Source organism: Arthrobacter rhizosphaerae, from assembly GCF_023062595.1.
Lineage (GTDB): Bacteria > Actinomycetota > Actinomycetes > Actinomycetales > Micrococcaceae > Arthrobacter > Arthrobacter rhizosphaerae.
The window spans coordinates 39,118-59,657 of record NZ_JALLAN010000013.1 but is presented as its reverse complement, the minus strand read 5'-3'; the positions used below and the strand labels follow the sequence as shown (position 1 = coordinate 59,657).

Sequence of the window (20,540 nt, the reverse complement as noted above, 5' to 3'; positions counted from 1 at the left end):
GGCTCACGGAATATGGGGATCGCCGTGGAGGTTCTAGTATTTATTCAACACTTCTGCATGGACCTCCTGCAGCAATCTCTGCACAGGCCAGTCCCGTAATGACGGGCTGGTCATCGGTTGCAACCCCTGACCGACCCCGTGACCAAGGTAAGAGGCGCACTCATGACCCAGCCCGAACACAATCCTTTCGGCTTCATCGGCCTGACCTACGACGACGTCCTGCTCCTGCCCGGGCACACCGACGTCATCCCTTCGGACGCCGATACTTCCTCCCGGATCTCCAAGCGCATCTCGGTTCACACCCCGCTGCTGTCTGCAGCCATGGACACCGTCACTGAGTCACGTATGGCCATTGCCATGGCCCGCCAAGGCGGCCTCGGCGTCATTCACCGGAACCTGGCCATCGCAGACCAGGCAGACCAGGTGGACCGGGTCAAGCGCAGCGAATCGGGAATGATCACCAACCCGCTCACCATAGGCCCGGAGGCCACGCTCTCGGAACTGGACGAGCTGTGTGCCCAGTACCGCGTTTCAGGGCTTCCCGTAGTGGACGACGGCGGCCGGTTGCTTGGCATTGTCACCAACAGGGACACCCGTTTTGTCCCGGAGTCGGATTTCCCGCTTCGCCTGGTCAGCGACGTGATGACAAAAATGCCGCTGGTCACCGGCCATGTCGGAATCAGCCGCGAAGAGGCCTCCCACAAGCTTGCGACCAACAAAATCGAGAAGCTCCCGCTTGTTGACGAGCAAGGCCGGCTCAAAGGCCTCATCACAACCAAGGACTTCACGAAGGCTGAGCAGTACCCGCTGGCCACCAAGGATGACGAAGGCCGCCTGCGCGTCGGGGCAGCCATCGGCTTCTTCGGTGACGGCTGGGAACGCGCCATGACCCTCGTTGACGCAGGCGTCGACGCACTTTTTGTTGACACCGCCAACGGTCACTCCCAGGGCGTGCTGGACATGATCCGCCGCTTGAAGTCCGATCCTGTCACCGCCCACGTGGACATCATCGGAGGCCAGGCCGCGACGCGCGAAGGCGCGCAGGCACTGATCGACGCCGGCGCCGACGGCATCAAGGTAGGCGTGGGGCCCGGCTCCATCTGCACCACCAGGGTTGTCGCAGGGGTGGGAGTTCCACAGATCACTGCCATCTACGAATCTGCCAAGGCTGCCATCCCGGCAGGCGTTCCCTTGATTGCCGACGGCGGACTCCAGTACTCGGGCGATATCGGCAAGGCACTGGTCGCCGGGGCGGACACCGTCATGCTTGGTTCCTTGCTGGCAGGCTGTGACGAGTCCCCGGGTGAGCTGATCTTCGTCAACGGGAAGCAGTTCAAGAGCTACCGAGGCATGGGATCGCTGGGCGCCATGCAGTCCCGCGGCAAGAACACCTCGTACTCCAAGGACCGTTACTTCCAGGCAGATGTTTCGGGCGACGACAAGCTGATTCCGGAAGGGATCGAAGGACGCGTGGCCTACCGTGGTCCGCTGGCCTCGGTCGCATACCAGCTGGTCGGCGGCCTGCGTCAGACCATGTTCTACACGGGAGCCCCGACCATTGCCGAGCTCAAGGCTCGTGGAAAGTTCGTACGCATCACGCCCGCCGGACTCAAAGAATCCCACCCCCATGACATCCAGATGACGGTAGAGGCACCAAACTACGGTTCCCGCTAAGCCGCTACCGCGGATCGCCGGCGCTTCTCTGACCTTGCTTCGGTGCGGCCAGGGAACCCCGACGCCGTGGGCGTGTCGGGACTAGGCTGTGGACATGTCCGAACCCCGCCACCCTGCCGATCTGGGTCCCAAAAAGGAACCCCACCGGAGACTTGCGGTGCGCCCGTATGCCCAGGCAGTGGCACAGGTTCTCCGGGTCAGTTTTCAGGCGTCGCCTGTCGCTGTCGTCATGAAGGTGGCTGGTTCGCTGATTTCGGCGCTGCTTCCCTTGGTGACAACGTACTTCGCCGCGCTCACCACAACAGCTTTGGCAGCCGCCTATGCCGGTGACCCGGCGGCGGGGCAGCAGGCAATTGTTTATGTCATCATCACGGCGGCCCTGGGTTTGTTTTGGGGCGCGTTCAGCAGTGTGGACCGCTACATCCAGCAGCTTATGAGTTTCCGGGTCGGCGCCATCGTGGGGGACCTGATGTATGAGCGTTTCCTGGCTCTGGAATTCTGGCGGTACGACGACAAAGAGACAGTTGATCTCTATGACCGTGCCAAACGGTTTTCTGACTCCTACGCCCGCGTCCTGGATCGGATCGCGGCGATCTTCACTCAACTGGTTTCAGTCATCCTGGCCATCGGAGCACTGCTCCTCGTCAGCTGGTGGATAGCGGTTATCGTGCTGGTGGCGATCGTTCCCAGCGTGTACCTGCAGTTCAAACTCTCCCGGGAGCAGATTGCTCACTGGAACACGCAGGTTGATTCCCGCCGGCAACGCCGGATGATTGAAAACAACCTGCTCCGGCCCCAGCACATAGCCGAAATGCGGCTTTACGGGATTGTTCGCTACCTGATGGATCTCCGTTCCAGGCTGAGGGATGCGGACGAACGCCGCCGCCTGGACTTCCAAAAAAGGTACATTCCCAGGCAGCTTGCGGCGGACGCCCTCCAGTACGGTGCGGAAGTGGTTTCGCTTATCTGGGTGGTGGGCCAGATCATCGCCCGGGCCCAGCCGGTAGGGCAGTTCCTTTACGTCCAGCAGATTGTCAGCCGGGCTTTGTCCACGGCCAACAATCTCGTCTCATCGCTGAGTTCAATCGATGAGGATCTGGCCAACCTCAAGGACTACGAGCAATTTATGGCGCTCCCGGTCCACTCCGAACATGCCCCGCCGCTGCTCCAGGCACCCCAACAAGTGGAGCTTCGCGACATCCGCTTCACCTATACCGGCAGCGAAATAGAAGTCATCCGCGGCATCTCCATGACCATTCAGGAGGGTCAGCACATCGCCATTGTCGGCGAGAACGGGGCGGGAAAGTCCACTCTGATCCGCATCCTTGCCGGACTCTACCGTCCGGATTCCGGGCAGGTAATGCTCGACGGCGTTGACCTCGCCGCCGTCGACGTCACATCATGGCACCGCCACCTGGCCGTATTGAGCCAGGAGTTCCTGAAGTACGAATTTGCGACGGCGGCAGAGAACATCTACTTCGGGGACGTCCATTCGCCCCGGGACGACAAGCGGATCCGCAAGGCGGCAGCGGATGCTGAGGCCCTGGACTTCATCAACAAGCTTCCCAACGGCCTGGACAATCACGTCAGTAACTGGATGGAGGATCCTCGCGGCCGGAAGGGGAGCGGGCTGTCCGGCGGGCAATGGCAGCGGCTGGCGATGGCCCGGAACTTCTACCGCGACGCTTCGTTCATGGTGATGGATGAGCCCACATCGGCCATTGATGCCTTGGCCGAGCACCGGATCTTCTCCCGCCTGTTCGCAGAGCGCAGCAGCACCATCATCGCGATCAGCCACCGACTGGCCACTATAGAAAAGGCTGACGTTGTGTACATGCTGGAAGATGGCCGCATCGTGGAGCATGGCACGCACAAGGAACTGGTGGCGCTGCAGGGCCGCTACTTCCGCATGTTCGAATCCCAGCTCAGCCTGGACGTTTAGAGGGCGCCGTACTCGCGTTGCCGTAAGGATCCTGCCATGGGCACGGTTGCCACATGGAGCCGTCGGGGCTGATTTCCCCGCCCCGACGGTTCCACGTTGCCGCCGGGTCGCTATACGGCGATCATTGCCATGTCATCCAGGAAGAAGGTGGTTTTCAAGGACGAATCCTCTACTCCCAGGAATCGGAGGGTTACGTTCTTGCCCTTGAAAGCCGAGACATCAAGCTGCTTCTCAACATATCCTGCTGACTTGTTGAGGTTGGAGTAATTTGCCAGCGTGGAGGTTACCCCGTCGCTGACAACCTGGACCTTGAGAGTGTCGTAGGCGATACTCCCGGCGCTCTCGTCAGTCTGTATGTTGAGGTGGAACGACAGCGAGACAGTGGATGCTGCTGCAGGAATGGCGAGGGACTGGTCAAGGCTGTACGAGCTGGACTGCCCCCAGCCGTTCAGGCCGGCAAATCCGGTGCCCGTGCGCGCACCGGTGCCGGTCTCGAAGGTGTCTGCGTGGTCGGAGGACCAAGACGCCGCTCCCGTTTCAAACCCGGGGTTCAATAACAGGTTGCCTACTGGAGCCGGCGTGACGGCCCCGCCGACCAGCCCCATCGTCTTGGTGGCATCAGAGAGTCCCGTCCCGCAGCCCAGGGTGCACCCGCCGGGCATGGGCCGTGTGCCTTGCTTCAACGTGGACTCCACCTGCGCCGGAGTAAGGGCGCCCTGCCTGGACTTCATCAAGGCCGCCAGGCCTGCGATATGTGGAGCAGCCATCGATGTGCCCTGGTAGCTTGCGTATCCGGCAGCGCCGGGCGTGGTCGTGCCGGTATTAATGGTTGAGAGGATGCCGCCACCGGCCACCCTTACATCTCCGCCAGGCGCCGTCAGATCCACTGAGGAACCGTAGTTGGAGAAATAGGACAACGAACCGCTCGGGTTGCTGGCGGCAACCGTGATGACGTTGTTGCAGTTTGCCGGCCTGGAGTTAGCAGCGTTCTGGGTTTCATTGCCTGCTGCCACCACCACGGCGGTTCCGCGGTTCACCGCAGCGTTGATGGCATTTTGATAGGTGGTTCCGCATGAGCCTGCGCCTCCCAGGCTCATATTGATCACCTTCGCGGGATTGGCGTTGGCGGGTATGCCGGTCACGGTTCCTCCAGCAGCCCAAATGATTGCTTCAGCGATGTCGGAGAGGGAGCCTCCACATTTGGCCAGCACCCGGACCGGAACGACCTTCGCTCCGGGGGCGACGCCGGCCACCCCGGTAGCGTTGCCCGTAACGGCTGCCACAGTGCCGGCAACGTGCGTGCCATGCCAGGAGGAATTGGCCGCCCGCGCCTGGCCGCATTCCCCGGCTGCGTACCAGTCGCCCTGGTCCTGGGGATTGGCATCCCGGCCGTTGCCATCCCTCGCGGCCGTGGCATCTGACACGAAGTCATAGCCGGGCAGGATGTTGGCATTCAAATCTGTATGGGAGGTGATGCCGGTATCGATGACCGCGACGTTCACCCCCGTGCCGGTGGAGATGTCCCATGCACCCGGGATCCGCATGCCATTCGTGGATGTGAAGTCCCACTGCTCGCTGTAGCGGGGGTCATCCGGAGTAAGCGTCGCAGTCATCCGGGAATTTGGTTCCACGTAGGCAACGGCGCCGGATGCCGCCAGTTCTGTCATGAAGTCCTTGGCTGCCTGGCCGGAAAGCGCCTTGTCTGCTGCGATCAGGGTTGCCCCTGTAGCGAGAGAACGTACTTCATGGACCGAGACTCCCTGCTGCTGCGCAGCCTTGCCCCAGGCATTAGCGCGAGCCCCGGGCGTTGCCGAGGAAGGTCCGTCCTTGTATTCGACGATGAACTCCGCATACGCCTCTCCGGGGGCGACATTCTGCACGAACGCGTCTCCGTTCGAATCTCCTGTACCGCCGCCTCCGTTGCCGGGATCACCGGTTGCCGGGGCTCCTGCCACCGCCATCATGGCGACGACTGCCGCTAACGACAGGGCCAGGACACGGGGTCTTCTGCATTTTGCACTTTCCATGGGATCTGCTTTCTCGGATCGGGCACAGCACTTCGTCCCGAATCTGGGTGGAGTGATGATGGTGCAAGCGGGATGATGCTTGGCAGCCGAGAGCAAATGTAAACACAATTTCGTACGGTGTAAATGCATTGACAAGATCGGTCAATTGAAATATAACTATCACTTATCTTTACCCAAAGTCACGCCTCGCGGGACTACCATTGCGGTCAAGTAAAGTGGTGACGTGACTTACGAGATTGAGATCGGCCGAGGCAAGCGTGGGCGCCGTGCCTACTCCCTGGATGACATAGCGATCGTCCCCAACCGGCGTACCCGGGATCCGAAGGATGTGTCAGTCTCGTGGCAGATCGACGCGTACAAATTCGACATGCCGGTTATCGCAGCTCCCATGGACTCGGCGATGTCCCCGGCGACGGCCATTGCGTTGGGTCGGCTCGGCGGACTCGGCGTGCTGGATCTTGAGGGTCTCTGGACCCGGTATGAGGATCCGCAGTCCGTCCTGGACGAGATCGGCGCCCTGGAAGACAGGACCAACAGCCCGGCGGTGACCGGACGGATGCAGGAGCTTTACCGCGCGCCCATCCAGCCGGATCTGATCACCTCGCGCCTGGCGGAAATCCGGGCAGCGGGAGTAACGGTCGCTGGCTCGCTGACGCCGCAGCGGACGCAGGAACACTACAAGACAGTGCTGGCTGCCGGCGTCGACATCTTTGTGATCCGCGGAACCACCGTCTCCGCCGAACACGTCTCGAAGGACCACGAGCCCCTTAACCTCAAGCAGTTTATTTACGAGCTGGACGTTCCGGTCATTGTGGGCGGCGCGGCTGGCTACACGCCGGCCCTGCACCTCATGCGCACCGGAGCAGCCGGTGTGCTCGTTGGTTTTGGCGGCGGAGCCACCAGCACCACACGGCGGGCGCTGGGGATTCACTCGCCCATGGCTTCCGCCATTTCCGACGTCGCTGCTGCCCGCCGGGACTACATGGACGAATCCGGCGGGCGGTACGTCCACGTGATCGCCGACGGCGGGATGGGCAGCTCCGGCGCCATCATCAAGGCAATCGCCATGGGCGCCGACGCCGTCATGCTGGGCAGCGCGTTGGCCCGTGCAGAGGAAGCCCCGGGCAAGGGCTGGCACTGGGGCCAGGAAGCCCACCATCTTGAACTGCCGCGCGGCGACCGCGCCAACGTAGGCACAGTGGGTCCGCTTGAGGAAGTTCTCTTCGGGCCGGGGCACCACACCAACGGAACGTCCAACCTGATTGGGGCGCTCCGCCGTTCCATGGCCACCACCGGTTACTCGGACTTGAAGGAATTCCAGCGGGTCGACGTCGTCGTCTCGCCCTACGCCGGAAACTGACCTCCCGAACAAGCGCCCCGGGCGTCCTGGTCCTCTTCAGCAGCAACCCTGCCCATCCACGAAACATGCAAGTAGTCTGGTGAACTACGAGCCTTGAAGTGGATGGAGACGAGAAATGAGCAGTCTTTCCAGCAGTTCGCCGCAGGCAGCCGGGGCGTTGGGCCCCGGGGCCCGGGAGGCTTCCCTGGCCGCCCTGAGGGCCACGACGGAGCCCGGCAAGGAACTGGACATCCTCATCGTAGGTGGCGGAATTGTAGGGACCGGGGCCGCCTTGGATGCTGTGACCCGGGGCCTGAATGTGGGGATTGTTGAGGCTAACGACTGGGCAGCCGGTACGTCATCACGGTCCTCAAAGCTCATCCACGGCGGGCTTCGCTATCTGGAAATGCTGGATTTCGGCCTGGTCAAGGAGGCCTTGCAGGAAAGGGGACTCCTGCTTTCAGAGCTGGCTCCGCACCTCGCCCGGCCCGTGCCTTTCCTCTACCCGCTCACCAAGCCATTTTTTGAACGGCCCTATGTGGGGGCCGGAATCGCCCTGTATGACCTCATGTCTGTATCCAGCGGGCACCAGCGGGGCGTTCCTTTCCACAAGCACCTGACACGGCGGGGCACCCTTCGGGCAGCTCCAAGCCTCAAAGACGACGCCTTTGTCGGTTCGATCCGGTACTACGACGGCCAGGTGGACGACGCAAAGTATGTCGCCAACCTGGTCCGGACCGCGGCGTACTACGGTGCCCATGCAGTCAACCAGACCTCAGTGGTGGACTTCCTGCGGGAAGGCGAACGGGTGGTGGGCGCAAAGGTCGTAAACCACGAGGACGACTCCACCTTCAACATCCGGGCGAAGCAGGTTATTAACGCCACCGGCGTGTGGACGGACGAGACCCAGGCCATGGTCACAGACCGTGGGCAACTCAAGGTCCGCGCCTCCAAGGGCATTCACCTGGTGGTGCCGCGTGACCGGTTCCAGTCGACGGTCGGGCTCATCCTCCGCACCGAGAAATCGGTGCTGTTCGTCATTCCGTGGGGCAGGCACTGGATCATCGGGACCACGGACACTGACTGGAACCTGGACAAGGCGCATCCGGCGGCGTCAAGGAAAGACATCGACTACATCCTGGAGCGTGTCAACAAGGTCCTTAAGCGCCCGCTGACCCGGGAGGACGTTGAAGGAGTCTACGCGGGCCTGCGCCCCCTGCTGGCTGGCGAAAACGACTCCACGGCGAAACTGTCGCGTGAGCATGTGGTGGCGCATCCCGTACCCGGCCTGGTTGTGGTTGCAGGCGGAAAATGGACCACCTACCGCGTCATGGCCAAGGATGCCGTGGACGAAGCCACTCGCAGCATGGACGAGCGGGTTCCGCCAAGCTGCACTGACACAATTCCTCTGTTGGGGGCCAGTGGCTTCAAGGCAGCCTGGAACCGGCGTAGCAGAACGGCAGAGGAATCAGGAGTCCACGTAGCGAGGATTGAGCATCTCCTCAACCGCTATGGCTCAATGGCGCCGGAAGTCCTGGCACTGATCAAGGACAACCCAGCGCTCGCCGAGCCAATCCCGGGTGCTGATGACTACCTCCAGGCCGAGGCAGTCTACGCAGCCACGCACGAAGGCGCCCGCCATGTGAACGACGTTCTGACGCGCCGGACACGGATCTCGATCGAAGCCTGGGACCGCGGTGTTTCTGCCGTTCCGGTAGTGGCTAAACTTATGGGGGAGATTCTTGGCTGGAGCGATGCGCAACGCGAAAGCGAAATCAAGTATTACCTTGCCCGGGTGGAAGCTGAACGGCTGAGCCAGGAGCAACCGGATGATGTATCTGCCGACGCCGCACGTTTGGGAGTCGAGGACATCGTTCCGCTGCGCTGAGCGGGCTGCCGCCTGCACCTCCATGCCGCACCGAAGGGACACCACTTGGCGGAACCACTTGACCGCTACGATGCAGAACTCACCACGCCGGACATGGTGATTCTGGAGCTGGATGCCAAGGACAAGACCGATGCCGCCGTGCAGCTGGCAAAACGGCTCCACGCTGCCGGGCGTATCTCGGACCTTGAGGGTTTCCTCCGCCACGTCAACGCCCGTGAACACCAGCTCGCTACTGGGCTCCCCGGAGGGGTGGGCCTGCCGCACGCGCGCAGCGAGTTTGTGGACCGGACGTCCATAGCTGTAGGTATCACCAAATACGGCAGGTCTTTGGATTTCGGCGCTTCCGACGGCCCCGCAACCGTCATCCTGCTGATTGCCACGCCGGCAAGTTCCTTTTCTGACCATCTGGAAGTCCTGGCCACGCTTGCCAGGTCACTCTCCAAGGAATCGTTCCGGGAATCCCTCCGCCGGGCGTACGATGCCGAGGTCATCGCTGAACTCATCAACTCCAGTCTCGTGTTCTTCGACCACTAAGGCGGCGTTTCAGCGGATTTTCCGGATCCCAGCGCGTTTCGTTGTTCTACGCGGTGACGAAGTACGGTTAATGTGTGCTGAAAACTGCCCTCAAACCCCGCTGGATCTTAGGCCTGGTATTTGCCATCGCCGTTTCCGGCGTTTTTGTTCTCTTGAGCCAATGGCAGTTTGGCCGATCCACACAGGTGGAAGTCCCGGTTTCAACAGGTACGGAGGACGTCCGTCCGCTGACCGCAACCCTGCAGCCGGGCACGTTTTTCCCCGGTTCAGTGGCCGACCAGATGGTTACTGCCAAGGGAAGCTATGACCCACGGAAGCAGGTCTTGGTTCCAGGACGCTTGAACAACGGGGCCACCGGCTATTGGGTGGTGAGCGCCTTCGTTGTGCAGGATGCCCCGGTTCTGTCCGGCGCTGGGGCGTCGCCTCAAATGTGGATTCCGGTCGCCCGCGGGTGGATGGCGGATCCCGCAGAGGTGCCGCCACCGCCGTCGGGCGTTGTTGAACTGACGGGCAGGCTCCTGCCCTCCGAAGCCCCGTTGCCCAACACAGACGCCGGCCCCGGGCAGGCGACTGCTGTTTCGGTCGCGGAACTGATTAATGTCTGGGAGGTGAGCAGCTACCCTGGCTTCGTCGCTGCCACCATCGAAATAGCCGGAAGCTCCGACGTCAGCGCGGCGGCCGTATCCGGCGATCTGAAGCCCCTGAAAATCGGTGCCCAGCCCCCGCCCCAGCAGGTCAACTGGCTTAATCTTTTCTACTCCGTGGAATGGGTCGTTTTCGCGGGCTTCGCGTTGTTCATCTGGTGGCGGCTTGTCAAAGACGACTACCGCAGAGGCCTTGAAGACGAAGCCGACGACGACGAAGCTCACCAGGGAGATGACGGGGACAGCTCCGGCGCCCGGCCCAACCCCTCCGAACAACCAGCCGGCCCACCTGAACCGCCGGCCGGCGCACACGAACACCAGCCCAGCCCTTCTGAACAAAAGGTACAACCATGATCGAGCCCAAGCCCGCCATCCAGCCCCAATCGCCCAGCGGAGCCGGGACAAAAGGTAAGAAGCGCCGATTTGGTGGCACCGAGGCACAGATCCGCTCGGCACTGAAGTTCTACAAGGTCCTCGCCTACCTCACAGGGGCAATGTTGCTGCTCCTGTGCGCTGAACTCATTGCCAGATACGGCTTCGGTCAGTACCTGTTTGCCGGTGGTACCAACGCGGTCACGGGACAGCCACACGGGTTCGGTTTCGCTGATGCAGAGCCGAAGGGTGTGCTGGACGGGTTCAACGTCTCCGTTACGGTGCTTATTGTCCATGGCTGGATGTACGTGGTTTACCTCATGTCGAACTTCCGTCTGTGGTCCCTGATGCGGTGGCCATTTATGAAGATGATCATCCTTGCCCTGGGCGGCGTGGTGCCGTTCCTTTCCTTCATCGTCGAGAAGAAGTTCCATGCTGAAGTGGAGGCAGAACTCGCTGCCAACCCGCAGGCGTCCAAGCGCTACTGATGCCGGCCCTCTCCGCTGCTGACCCCGACGTGTGAGTTGCCTTACGTCCGGCCGCAGAAGGCGCGTAAGGCGGCTTCTCAAGGTGCGGCGGGGCAACAGCGCCAAGTACCCTAGGACAGTGACTACTCCCACTGCATCCCAGACTTCCCAGAAGCCGGTGCTGGTTGTTGACTACGGTGCCCAGTACGCGCAGCTGATTGCCCGCCGCGTCCGGGAAGCGAATGTGTATTCGGAAGTGGTTCCGCATACCTACAGCACCGAGCAACTGCTGGCCAAAAACCCTGCCGCCATCATTCTTTCAGGTGGCCCTTCCAGCGTGTATGCGGACGGTGCTCCGAGCGTGGGCGCCGATCTGTTTGAGGCCGGGATTCCCGTCTTCGGCATCTGCTACGGCTTCCAGGCCATGGCGAACGCCCTTGGCGGCAAGGTGGACAAAACAGGTCTGCGGGAATACGGGTCCACGCAGACCACCATCCTTGGCGAAGGCAGGTCCGTACTCGAAGGGATGCCCCAGCACCAGAACACGTGGATGAGCCACGGCGACTCTGTGCACGAAGCCCCGGAGGGCTTCGAAGTGCTCGCGACGACGGCGGGCGCTGAAGTGGCGGCGTTCGCCAACGAAGAGAAATGCCTCTACGGCGTCCAATGGCATCCGGAAGTGAAGCATTCCGCATACGGCCAGCAGGTTCTCGAAAACTTCCTGTTCAAGGGAGCAAAGCTGCAGCCCAACTGGACAACAGGCAACATTCTTGAAGAGCAGGTTGACCGGATCCGGAAGCAGATCGGCGACGCCCGGGTCATCTGCGGGCTCTCAGGCGGAGTGGATTCAGCAGTGGCGGCCGCATTGGTGCAGCGCGCGGTGGGGGACCAGCTCACCTGCGTCTTTGTTGACCACGGACTGCTGCGGGAAGGCGAAGCCGAACAGGTGGAACGCGATTTTGTTGCGGCTACCGGCGTCAAACTCTATGTGGCCAACGAGCAGGAGCGCTTCCAGGCTGCCCTTGCCGGGGTCAGCGATCCGGAGACCAAACGCAAGATTATCGGCCGGGAATTCATCCGGGCCTTCGAAGAAGCTGAGCTGGCCATCATCGCCGAAGCTGCTGCGCACGGCGAGAAGATCAAATTCCTGGTTCAGGGCACTCTGTACCCGGACGTCGTCGAATCCGGCGGCGGCGAAGGCGCGGCCAACATCAAGAGCCATCACAATGTGGGCGGCCTTCCGGAAGACCTCCAGTTTGAGCTTGTTGAGCCTCTCCGCGCCCTGTTCAAGGACGAGGTCCGCGCTGTAGGCGCTCAGCTCGGCCTGCCGCAGGAGATCGTGGGACGCCAGCCGTTCCCCGGGCCAGGGCTTGGCATCCGTATTGTCGGGGAGGTCACCAAGGAACGGCTGGACCTGCTCCGTAAGGCTGACGCCATCGCGCGGGCAGAGCTCACCGCAGCCGGACTGGACAACGAAGTCTGGCAGATGCCGGTCGTGTTGCTTGCGGACGTGCGGAGCGTTGGTGTCCAAGGCGACGGCCGCACCTACGGTCATCCGATCGTCCTTCGTCCGGTGTCCTCGGAAGATGCCATGACTGCCGACTGGTCCAGGCTGCCCTATGAACTATTGGCTAAGATTTCGAACCGCATCACCAACGAAGTCGAGGGTGTAAACCGCGTGGTGCTGGATGTCACCAGCAAACCACCGGGAACCATCGAGTGGGAGTAGTCCTCTGAGTGGCCGGTCTCCGTTGGGAGACCGGCCACTCTTTTTATCGGAACGGGCTAAAACCCGGCAATTTTGCCTGCCCCAGTGTTGCGGAGTCTCACGGACGGTCAATTCCGGCTACGCTCGAAACTATGCCGGTATGGTCCAGGGCGTCACGCGCGAGCACAGAAAACGCGAGCATAGAAAAGAAGGCAGAAGTGTCAGTAGGGCAAGACAACCCAGAGGGCTCTGAGGAGTTCAGGAAATGGCTGTCGGGGCTCAAACCGGTAACCGGTGCAGACACAATGCTGCGTTTCACCAAAACCCCTGAAGGTTCAATCGACCTGACCAACGCCCATCCCTCGGGACTCGCCCAGCTGATGGCGGGGCGGCGGACCCGCTTGTCCACCCTGATCCGCGATCGTCAGCAGTATGTCGTAGCGGCCCGCGCATCACGGAACCTCCGCTCAAAGATCTTTGAACTGGCGAATGACCGGGGAATCGACGCCGCTTACTTCTCTGCCGGGACAGTCGTCTGGACCTCGGCGGTGGGAGGAAAGCCGCAGCGTGTCTCTGCGCCTGTCATGCTCACAGCCATCTCCCTCACCATCAGGCCGGGTGAAGATGACTATGAACTGCAACTGACCGAACAGGCACAGATCAACCCTGCCCTTATCCGGCACCTCAAGAAGATCCACGGCATTGTCTTCGATGTAAACGCCGTCACAAGAATGGCCTACAGCACTGCCCGTTTCGACCCCCAGCCTGTTCTGGACCGGCTCGCGACGCTGGTAAAGCCTATTCATGGCGCCGAAGTAGAGCACAACCTCCTGGTTTCCAGCTTCGCGGACCTCGCGGGCAACCTCGATGATCCCTGGATCAATCCGAACAATGGCCTCGTGGCTGCTTTGGCTACGGCGGGGGCAGGGGAGCCTGTTGACGTTCCATCCCTCAAGGAAGACCGCTTCCCTCCGCTCGACGAACGCGATCCCGCTAATGAACTGCTTCTGCTCGACGCCGACGCGGATCAGCAGTACGTGGTGGACTCCGTGCGCGCGGGAGACTCGCTGCTCGTCAGCAGCCCACCGGGCACCGGGCAGACGCAGACGGCAATCAACGCCATCGGGGCATTGGTCGATGAGGGCAAGTCCGTTCTAGTGGTGGGGGACAGGCGGGCCAGCCTTGGCGAAATATCCTCGAAGCTCGAAAGCCTGGGGCTGGAATCCATCCTTTTCCAATTGTCCCTTAACGCCGCCCCGCTTCAACTGAAAGGCCAGTTGATCCGGGCGATCGTACGGAACGAGAAGTCACTCCAGCCACAGCTGGATAATCTTCACAAAACGCTGACTGAGCACCGCCATGCCCTGTTGGACCATGTGGCTTCCCTGCACAATGTCCGCCAGCGTTGGGGCTGCTCGCCATACCAGGCCATGCAGTCACTGGCCGAGTTGACCTCCATTCAGCCGGCTCCTGCTACTACGGTCCGGCTCAAGCGGAGCGTACTCGACAGCATCAGGGACCGTGCCGAACTCGCCGGGCGGCTCAAACGTGCCGCCGAACTGGGCAGTTTCAGCCGTGCTTCCACTACAAGCCCGTGGCACGGGGCCCGCTTGGTGACGCGAAAGGAGACGGAAGAAGCTCTCGAAGTCACCCGATCCATTGAGAAAAAGCTTCCGATCCTCCGGGACCGGATGACGGACGTGGCCGAGCATGCCGAAATCAGCCTCGGTTCCACCTTCTCCGAGTGGGGGGCCCAGCTCGAACTGCTGATGGCTGTCCGGGAAAGCCTGGACAAGTTCACGCCCGACATCTTCGACCGCCCTGTCCATGACCTTATTTCGGCTACTGCTTCCTCCGCTTGGCGGCGGGAGCGCAGTATCGATATGCCCTCCATGCAGCGGTCACGCCTCCGCAGGGTTGCAAAAGAGTACGTGCGCCCTGGTGTTCACATCGCTGACCTCCACAGCTCGCTGGTGCTGGTCCAGGATCAGCGTGCGCTGTGGGCAAACTATGCCACGACCCAACGCCACCCTGCGGTGCCTTCAGGGCTGGGGGAAATGAATGTCATGTACCGGGGGCTTGAAGGGGAACTGGTCCAGCTTGGAGCGGCCCTGGCCCACACCGCGGCCGGAGGTGACCTCCAACACGCCCCTTATGAGGAACTGATGGAACGCCTCGAAAGCCTCGTGGCAGACAGCCGGACCCTCAAGACTCTTCCCGAGCGGACGCTGCTGGTTGAAAACATGCGCGAACACGGCCTGGGGGAGCTCCTGACCGACCTGGCCGAGCGTGAAGTGCCTCCGGACGGCGTGGCCGCCGAACTTGAGCTCGCGTGGTGGCAATCAGCGCTGGAAGCCATGATCAGTGGCGATGATTACCTGGCGATGTCCGATGGAGATGCTCTCCGCCAGCTTGAAGCGGAGTACCGGCTGGCAGATAACGCCCACATCGCCAGCGGCGCCGCACGGCTCCGGTGGCAGCTGGCGGAGCGGTGGCGGGCGGGAATCGCAGAGCACGCACGCCAGGCGGACCTCCTCAGGAGCCTGCTCAAGGACGGACGTATCACCTTGAGTGCGTTGGCAGCCCAAGCCCCGGACCTTGTGCCCTTGCTCGTGCCGGTATGGTCGGTAAGCCCATATTTGCTGACCGGGCTCCTCCCCGTTGAACAGCGCTTTGACGCCGTTGTCATCCTCGACGCCGAAGCCACCTCACTCCAGGCCGTACTGCCTGCCATTGCCCGCGCGCGGCAGGTCATCGCCTTTGGAGATGACAAAATTGCCAGCCCGCGGACGTTCACCGTAGGTGTTGAACGGCTGGCTGCCGGCGAAACACCCTTGCAAGGCGTCGAAAGCGCCTACACAGCGCTTTCGGCGGTGCTGCCGGCTTGGAGGCTGCGCTCCGTTTACCGGGCGGTGGACGAGGACCTCGTGTTGCAGCTGAGCAAGAGCTTTTACGACGGCGAGCTTCGCCGCCTGCCTGAGGGACAAGCCGCTACAGGTCTCGATCGATCCTTGTTTGTCGAGTACCTCCCGGACGGAACCGGCCTTCCCAGCGCCGATCACGAAGGGGTGGAATCGGCGGCTGCAGAGGTCAACCGTGCTGTACAGCTTGTCTTCGAACACGCACGGCTGCGACCCAGGACTTCCCTCGCTGTGGTCACCGCGAGCCTCCGCCATGCTGCCCGCATCGGTGAAGCCATCCGCCTTCAGCTTCCCAACTATCCGCTGCTTGCCAGCTTTTTCACCGCCGGTCCCGAATCATTCCGCGTAGTTGACCTCGAGCGCGCCCAAGGTCTTGTGCGCGATCACATCATCTTTTCCCCAGGGTACGGCCGCACTCCCCATGGGCGTGCACTGCACACGTTCGGACCATTGTCGGCCGAAGGCGGCAGTGCCAAGTTCGCCCTTGCGATGACCCGGGCGCGCAGGTCAATGCACGTTCTGAGCTGCTTCCGCCCGGAAGATCTGGACGTCAGCCGGTTGAACTACGGAGCCCTCAACTTCTACGAATTGCTGAACCGGGAAATCGCCGGCAATACGGACCTCGGGACTCCGGCGTCGCGCGCCGCCGCCAGTGAGCAGGCTCTGGGGGCTGACCCGCTGGTCGCTGACCTCGGTGACCGCCTGCGGGCTCGCGGGGCAAGGGTCTGGCACCAGTACGACGGCGTCCTCGATGTTGTTGCCGCTGCCGATCCAATGAACAGCATTGGCCAGGAAGACGCTGAAATTCCCCGCCCTGTCGCCATCGAATCCGATGGTACCGAGCAGTACAGGCGGATGAGTGTCCGCGAACGGAGCCGGCTCCGCCCGCAACTGCTGGAGCGGCTTGGCTGGAGGTATCTGTCACTGTGGACCATCGAAGTCTTCACTGACCCGTCAGCCTGTGCAGACCGCATCGGAGGCTACCTGGGATTGGAAAAACCCGTGGTGTCCGCCCGGTCGACAGCTGTGGGCTTCCTGGATGAAGACGTGGATAGCTTGTCCCTCGACCCCGAAGCACCAGCACATGGGACAACTGAGCAAGGAACACCTGACCATGGGACGATTAACCATGGGACCACTGGCCAGCAGGCAAGTGAAAGCGAAGCCAACGCTGCTGCCGCCGATGGTGAGGGAGAGGAACTTCAGGAAATGAATCAGAACAGCGAACCCGCGGTGCCCGTAAGCGCCCCCAACCAGGAACGGGGCACATCCAAGCCGGTCTTGACAGGCGCGGTGCCGAACGACGTCCTCCCGAAAAAAGCATCCGAAGATGACCCTCGCCGGTGGGGAGATCACGCGTCCGGGTATGACCACGATTCGTGGCTGAAGGAACAGAAACCACCGCACTGGGACTGAACCTTCTACGGGATTTGCCCCGGAATGGCTGGCCTGTCAGCCCACCAGAACAAAGAACAGTTTTCCTTTCGTCGAGGCGCCGGCAAGCCTGCTGGCCTGATCGGGGTTGGCTGTCACGACGATGAGGCCGTCGGAGGCTTCATTTTCCAGCCATTGACCTGTCTTGCCGCCTTGGGCAGAAGTCCACAGAACCGGCACGCCTTCTGCCAGGACCTCCGACGAACCCTGTTGCTCGTATCCGTTCCCTCCCGTCAGGACAACGTTGATGAGTTGTCCGGGGGCGAGAAGCTGGATGGATGACTGATCCGCCAAGCGGAGCGGGACGGCTGCAGAACCCGGCGGTGCTCCAGTGAGAAGACCTGGCCCCACCAGATGGGAGTCGACCAACAATTGCCCCTTCCTCAGAGGTGCGGCCAATTGTTTTCCGTTCAGCTCGGTGGAGTCCGTAAAGGTTCCTTGCGGCATGAGCTCCAAGGGAAGATGGACCTCTACAACGTCGCCGGGGCCAAGTGTCCTGCCGGTAGGAAGATCCTCGACAGCGGCCATGACAGTCAGAGTCTGAGCAGGAGCCGGGGTCAGCTGCTGGACACCGATGCCGGCTGCTGCACTGAGCAAAAGCGCTACTGCAAGCCGGCGGTTCCTGTTAAGCCAGCCCAGAATTCTGCGTTGAGGTGACCGTGAGAGTGGCCCGGTACGGGAGTTTCGGGAATGGGTACCACGAAAGGCTGGAGCATTGGCACGTGCGGTTCCTCTGGGCGGCATAGAGCCAAGCTACAGAGGGACGAAGAGCCTGAAAAAGAGTCGCCTGTGCCTATGTGGAAAACCACTGCGCAATTGAAAGCTATTGAGGCAGTGTCACTTGGCCGCGGCAGGCGCGGGAGTGCTGGAAGTAGCAGCGGTTGAAGAAGCGGCGCCGGAGGAAGCGGGGGCCGAAGTGGCGGCCCCTGCAGCGGTGCTGGGGGCTGCAGCGGACACGCCGCCTGCCTTGGAGTCGCGTGAATCCGTCCGGTAGAAACCCGAGCCCTTGAACACAACTCCGACGCTGTTGAACTTTTTGCGCAACGTACCCTGGCACTCAGGGCAGGAGGTGAGGGTGCTGTCAGTGAATGACTGCACAATGTCGAAGGCATGGCTGCAGTCCTTGCAGGCATATGCATACGTGGGCACTGAAATTCCTCCTCTTGGGCAAACGATCAGGTCCCGTGCTGCCTGACGGAGCTCCGTTTCCGGATGCCCGCCCTTAGCAGTCGCAGGGCCTGAGTGCTAATTCTATCATCCCGGCCGTTGGCGTCCATCACAGGTGGATGATCGCCGAGGGCGTCAGGATCGAGCGGACTGGCCGATCGAAAGGTTCAGCTGGGATGGAGCCCTCTGCCAACACCTCGCCATCGTAAACAATCGCGATTCCGGGAACATTCCATCCACCTTCACTGAGTTCAGCCAGCAAGCGGTCATAGTAGCCGCCTCCCTGCCCTATTCTGTTGCCCGTCCGGTCCACTGCGGTGGCCGGCAGGAAAATTCCTGTTGAGGAGCCAACAACACTGATGTCATGATGTTCGCCGACGGGCTCCTGTATCGGGGCATATTTGCTTCTTGTGAAGACTGCTTCGGGTGTCCAGTAGACCCAACTCAGCCGGCGCTCGGGGAGGCAGACCGGCAGCAGGACCCGGTTCCCGGCGGCGTAGAGCGCCTTGATGAGCGGGAGCGTGGGCGGTTCCGTTCCAACCCCGAGATAGGCGGCAAAGGTAGCTGATCCGGATCGTAATCGACCCGAAGCCAATTGCTCCGAAAGCTGCTGATTTGCCCAGGTCAGACCGTGGACTGCCAGGTCATCGGCTGCCTGGTTCCGGGCATCTTCAGGCATGGCCGCACGTGCCAGCCGGTGCCGGGTACGCAACATTTCCTTCACTGACATTCGAGCGCCTTTCAGTCCCCGCCACCTCTTCAATGAGGGCAACCTGTGCATGAGAATGATTACCCAATAACTGGCGCCTCCGTTAGATTAGTTCAGTGACCACCACCAACGCATCCGTCCGCAAGGCTGTCATCCCCGCCGCGGGTCTCGGAACAAGATTCCTCCCGGCAACGAAGGCCATGCCTAAGGAAATGCTCCCGGTGGTCGACAAGCCAGCGATTCAGTACGTGGTCGAAGAGGCAGTCAGTGTGGGTCTCAGTGATGTGCTGATGATTACCGGCCGGAACAAGCGTGCGTTGGAGGATCACTTTGACCGGGTCCCGGCCCTTGAGGCCATGCTTGAGGCCAAGGGGGATACCACCAAGCTGGAGTCCATTCAGGCAGCAAGCAATCTGGGCGACATTCACTATGTCCGGCAAGGCGATCCCAAGGGACTTGGCCATGCCGTCCTCCGCGCCAAGCAACACGTTGGACTTGAACCCTTTGCGGTGCTTTTGGGTGATGACCTCATCGATCCACGGGACGACCTTCTCAGCACGATGATCGAGGTGCAGGCTAAGACCGGTGGCTCAGTTGTAGCGCTCATTGAGGTGGAACCTTCACAGATCAGTTCCTACGGGTGTGCCGACATCGAGGAGATTGAAGGCGAAAGCTACGTCAGGGTCAAGCACTTGGTCGAAAAGCCGGAACCGCACGAGGCGCCCTCAAACCTGGCCTTGATTGGCCGTTATGTCCTCCACCCCGCAGTGTTCGAGGTGCTGGAAGGCACTGAACCGGGCCGCGGCGGTGAAATTCAGCTGACCGACGCCCTGCAGGAACTGGCTGCCGGCGACGCCGATGGTCATGGAGTCTACGGCGTTGTTTTCCGGGGTCGGCGCTACGACACCGGTGACAAACTGAGCTATTTGAAAGCCTGCTTGGAGCTGGCCTGCGACAGCGAGGACCTTGGCCCCCGGCTTCGGGACTGGTTGCCTGAATTCACCGCCAGCCTGTCCAAGTAACAGTCGATGGGCAGTCCCATTTGGCCGGTGACGCTAACCTGCGACGATCTCGTACTGCGGCCCATCCGCTATCGGGATCGCAAGGAATGGACAGAGGTCCGCTCCCGCAACCGGGACTGGCTGGCGCCTTGGGAGGCTTCAAACCCAATGCCCGGCGGTGGTCTACCCAGCTACCGCCAAATGGTCAGATCGCTCAACATTCAGGCGGCTCAAGGTACGGCGCTGCCGTTTGTGATTACTGAGTGGACTCCAGGTGTCCGGGAACCCGTGATTATCGGACAGCTGACTGTGTCCTCGATTGTGTGGGGCTCAGCCATGATGGCAACCCTCGGTTACTGGGTGGATAAGTCCCATGCCGGCCGGGGTATTGCACCCACTGCTGTGGCGATGGCCACTGACCACTGCTTCAGAACCCTGGGGCTTCATCGCATGGAAATCAACATCAAGCCCGATAACGGACCCAGCCTTCGCGTCGTAGAGAAGCTCGGTTTTCGGGATGAGGGCTATCGGCCCCGTTTCCTCCACATCAATGGCGAATGGGCCGATCACCGGTCATTCGCCCTCACCTCTGAAGAAGTGCCGGAAGGAATCCTCAACCGGTGGCTGCGAAGCCGTCCGCACTAGGGATCATCTCAGCCCCGGTTCCAGGAGGCACAAAGGAAGACGACGGATGCCTGCGGCCGGAATTAGGC

Annotated in this window: 15 protein-coding genes; 11 read left to right on the top strand and 4 right to left on the bottom strand. The window is 61.6% G+C overall.

From position 1 onward, the window contains the following. Nucleotides 1-162: 162 nt before the first annotated feature. The gene (guaB, locus tag MU551_RS16665; RefSeq protein WP_247046423.1) at nt 163-1,674 is read left to right on the top strand and encodes an IMP dehydrogenase; all 1,512 of its coding nucleotides are present in this window, start codon (nt 163-165) and stop codon (nt 1,672-1,674) included. A 94-nt stretch (nt 1,675-1,768) separates the two neighbouring features. Then, complete coding sequence (locus tag MU551_RS16660; protein WP_247046422.1) at nt 1,769-3,616, top strand: ABC transporter ATP-binding protein; 1,848 nt, start codon at nt 1,769-1,771, stop codon at nt 3,614-3,616. Nucleotides 3,617-3,726: 110 nt separating this feature from the next. Here the strand turns inward: MU551_RS16660 and MU551_RS16655 are convergent, their stop codons facing one another. Beyond that, nucleotides 3,727-5,643 carry a S8 family peptidase gene (locus tag MU551_RS16655; protein WP_247046421.1) on the bottom strand — a complete coding sequence of 639 codons (1,917 nt, stop codon included), beginning with the start codon at nt 5,641-5,643 and terminating at the stop codon, nt 3,727-3,729. A gap of 223 nt (nt 5,644-5,866) precedes the next feature. On the opposite strand from MU551_RS16655, the gene MU551_RS16650 reads away from it, so the two are divergent. The 7 genes from MU551_RS16650 to MU551_RS16620 all read left to right on the top strand — a co-directional run bounded on the left by MU551_RS16650 (nt 5,867) and on the right by MU551_RS16620 (nt 16,932). After that, nucleotides 5,867-7,003 carry a GuaB3 family IMP dehydrogenase-related protein gene (locus MU551_RS16650; protein ID WP_247046420.1) on the top strand — a complete coding sequence of 379 codons (1,137 nt, stop codon included), beginning with the start codon at nt 5,867-5,869 and terminating at the stop codon, nt 7,001-7,003. A gap of 115 nt (nt 7,004-7,118) precedes the next feature. Beyond that, entirely contained in the window at nt 7,119-8,870 is a 1,752-nt protein-coding gene (locus MU551_RS16645; protein ID WP_247046419.1) for a glycerol-3-phosphate dehydrogenase/oxidase, read from the top strand. Between the two features lie 45 nt (nt 8,871-8,915). Next, nucleotides 8,916-9,404, top strand: coding sequence for a PTS sugar transporter subunit IIA (locus tag MU551_RS16640; protein ID WP_247046418.1), 489 nt, complete (start codon nt 8,916-8,918; stop codon nt 9,402-9,404). 74 nt (nt 9,405-9,478) lie between these two features. Next, entirely contained in the window at nt 9,479-10,402 is a 924-nt protein-coding gene (locus MU551_RS16635; RefSeq protein WP_247046417.1) for an SURF1 family protein, read from the top strand. After that, a complete protein-coding gene (locus MU551_RS16630) occupies nt 10,399-10,908 on the top strand; it encodes a DUF3817 domain-containing protein (RefSeq protein ID WP_247046416.1) in 510 nt (169 codons plus the stop codon). The genes MU551_RS16635 and MU551_RS16630 overlap by 4 nt, the downstream gene beginning before the upstream one ends. A gap of 118 nt (nt 10,909-11,026) precedes the next feature. After that, nucleotides 11,027-12,616, top strand: a complete 1,590-nt coding sequence (guaA, locus tag MU551_RS16625; protein WP_247046415.1) for a glutamine-hydrolyzing GMP synthase — start codon at nt 11,027-11,029, stop codon at nt 12,614-12,616. A 197-nt stretch (nt 12,617-12,813) separates the two neighbouring features. Further along, entirely contained in the window at nt 12,814-16,932 is a 4,119-nt protein-coding gene (locus MU551_RS16620) for a DUF4011 domain-containing protein (RefSeq protein WP_247046414.1), read from the top strand. 36 nt (nt 16,933-16,968) lie between these two features. Here the strand turns inward: MU551_RS16620 and cpaB are convergent, their stop codons facing one another. The 3 genes from cpaB to MU551_RS16605 all read right to left on the bottom strand — a co-directional run bounded on the left by cpaB (nt 16,969) and on the right by MU551_RS16605 (nt 18,847). Then, nucleotides 16,969-17,547 carry a Flp pilus assembly protein CpaB gene (cpaB, locus tag MU551_RS16615; RefSeq protein ID WP_247046413.1) on the bottom strand — a complete coding sequence of 193 codons (579 nt, stop codon included), beginning with the start codon at nt 17,545-17,547 and terminating at the stop codon, nt 16,969-16,971. A 240-nt stretch (nt 17,548-17,787) separates the two neighbouring features. After that, nucleotides 17,788-18,099 (bottom strand): FmdB family zinc ribbon protein, encoded by a 312-nt coding sequence (locus MU551_RS16610; protein ID WP_247046412.1) that lies wholly within the window; start codon nt 18,097-18,099, stop codon nt 17,788-17,790. Between the two features lie 127 nt (nt 18,100-18,226). Further along, nucleotides 18,227-18,847, bottom strand: a complete 621-nt coding sequence (locus MU551_RS16605) for a 5-formyltetrahydrofolate cyclo-ligase (RefSeq protein ID WP_247046410.1) — start codon at nt 18,845-18,847, stop codon at nt 18,227-18,229. Between the two features lie 95 nt (nt 18,848-18,942). Between MU551_RS16605 and galU the strand changes: the two genes are divergently transcribed. Both galU and MU551_RS16595 read left to right on the top strand, forming a co-directional pair. Continuing rightward, nucleotides 18,943-19,848: a UTP--glucose-1-phosphate uridylyltransferase GalU gene (gene galU / locus MU551_RS16600; protein ID WP_247046408.1), complete on the top strand. Its 906-nt coding sequence runs from the start codon at nt 18,943-18,945 to the stop codon at nt 19,846-19,848. 6 nt (nt 19,849-19,854) lie between these two features. Further along, the gene (locus MU551_RS16595; protein WP_247046406.1) at nt 19,855-20,472 is read left to right on the top strand and encodes a GNAT family N-acetyltransferase; all 618 of its coding nucleotides are present in this window, start codon (nt 19,855-19,857) and stop codon (nt 20,470-20,472) included. Nucleotides 20,473-20,540 lie beyond the last annotated feature (68 nt).

What these genes read in the sequence shown, in the direction of transcription:
- MU551_RS16655 (WP_247046421.1), bottom strand. Translation starts at nt 5,643, where the DNA reads ATGGAAAGTGCAAAATGCAGAAGACCCCGTGTCCTGGCCCTGTCGTTA.
- MU551_RS16645 (WP_247046419.1), top strand. Translation starts at nt 7,119, where the DNA reads ATGAGCAGTCTTTCCAGCAGTTCGCCGCAGGCAGCCGGGGCGTTGGGC.
- MU551_RS16605 (WP_247046410.1), bottom strand. Translation starts at nt 18,847, where the DNA reads ATGTCAGTGAAGGAAATGTTGCGTACCCGGCACCGGCTGGCACGTGCG.
- MU551_RS16595 (WP_247046406.1), top strand. Translation starts at nt 19,855, where the DNA reads ATGGGCAGTCCCATTTGGCCGGTGACGCTAACCTGCGACGATCTCGTA.
- MU551_RS16630 (WP_247046416.1), top strand. Translation starts at nt 10,399, where the DNA reads ATGATCGAGCCCAAGCCCGCCATCCAGCCCCAATCGCCCAGCGGAGCC.
- MU551_RS16660 (WP_247046422.1), top strand. Translation starts at nt 1,769, where the DNA reads ATGTCCGAACCCCGCCACCCTGCCGATCTGGGTCCCAAAAAGGAACCC.
- guaB (WP_247046423.1), top strand. Translation starts at nt 163, where the DNA reads ATGACCCAGCCCGAACACAATCCTTTCGGCTTCATCGGCCTGACCTAC.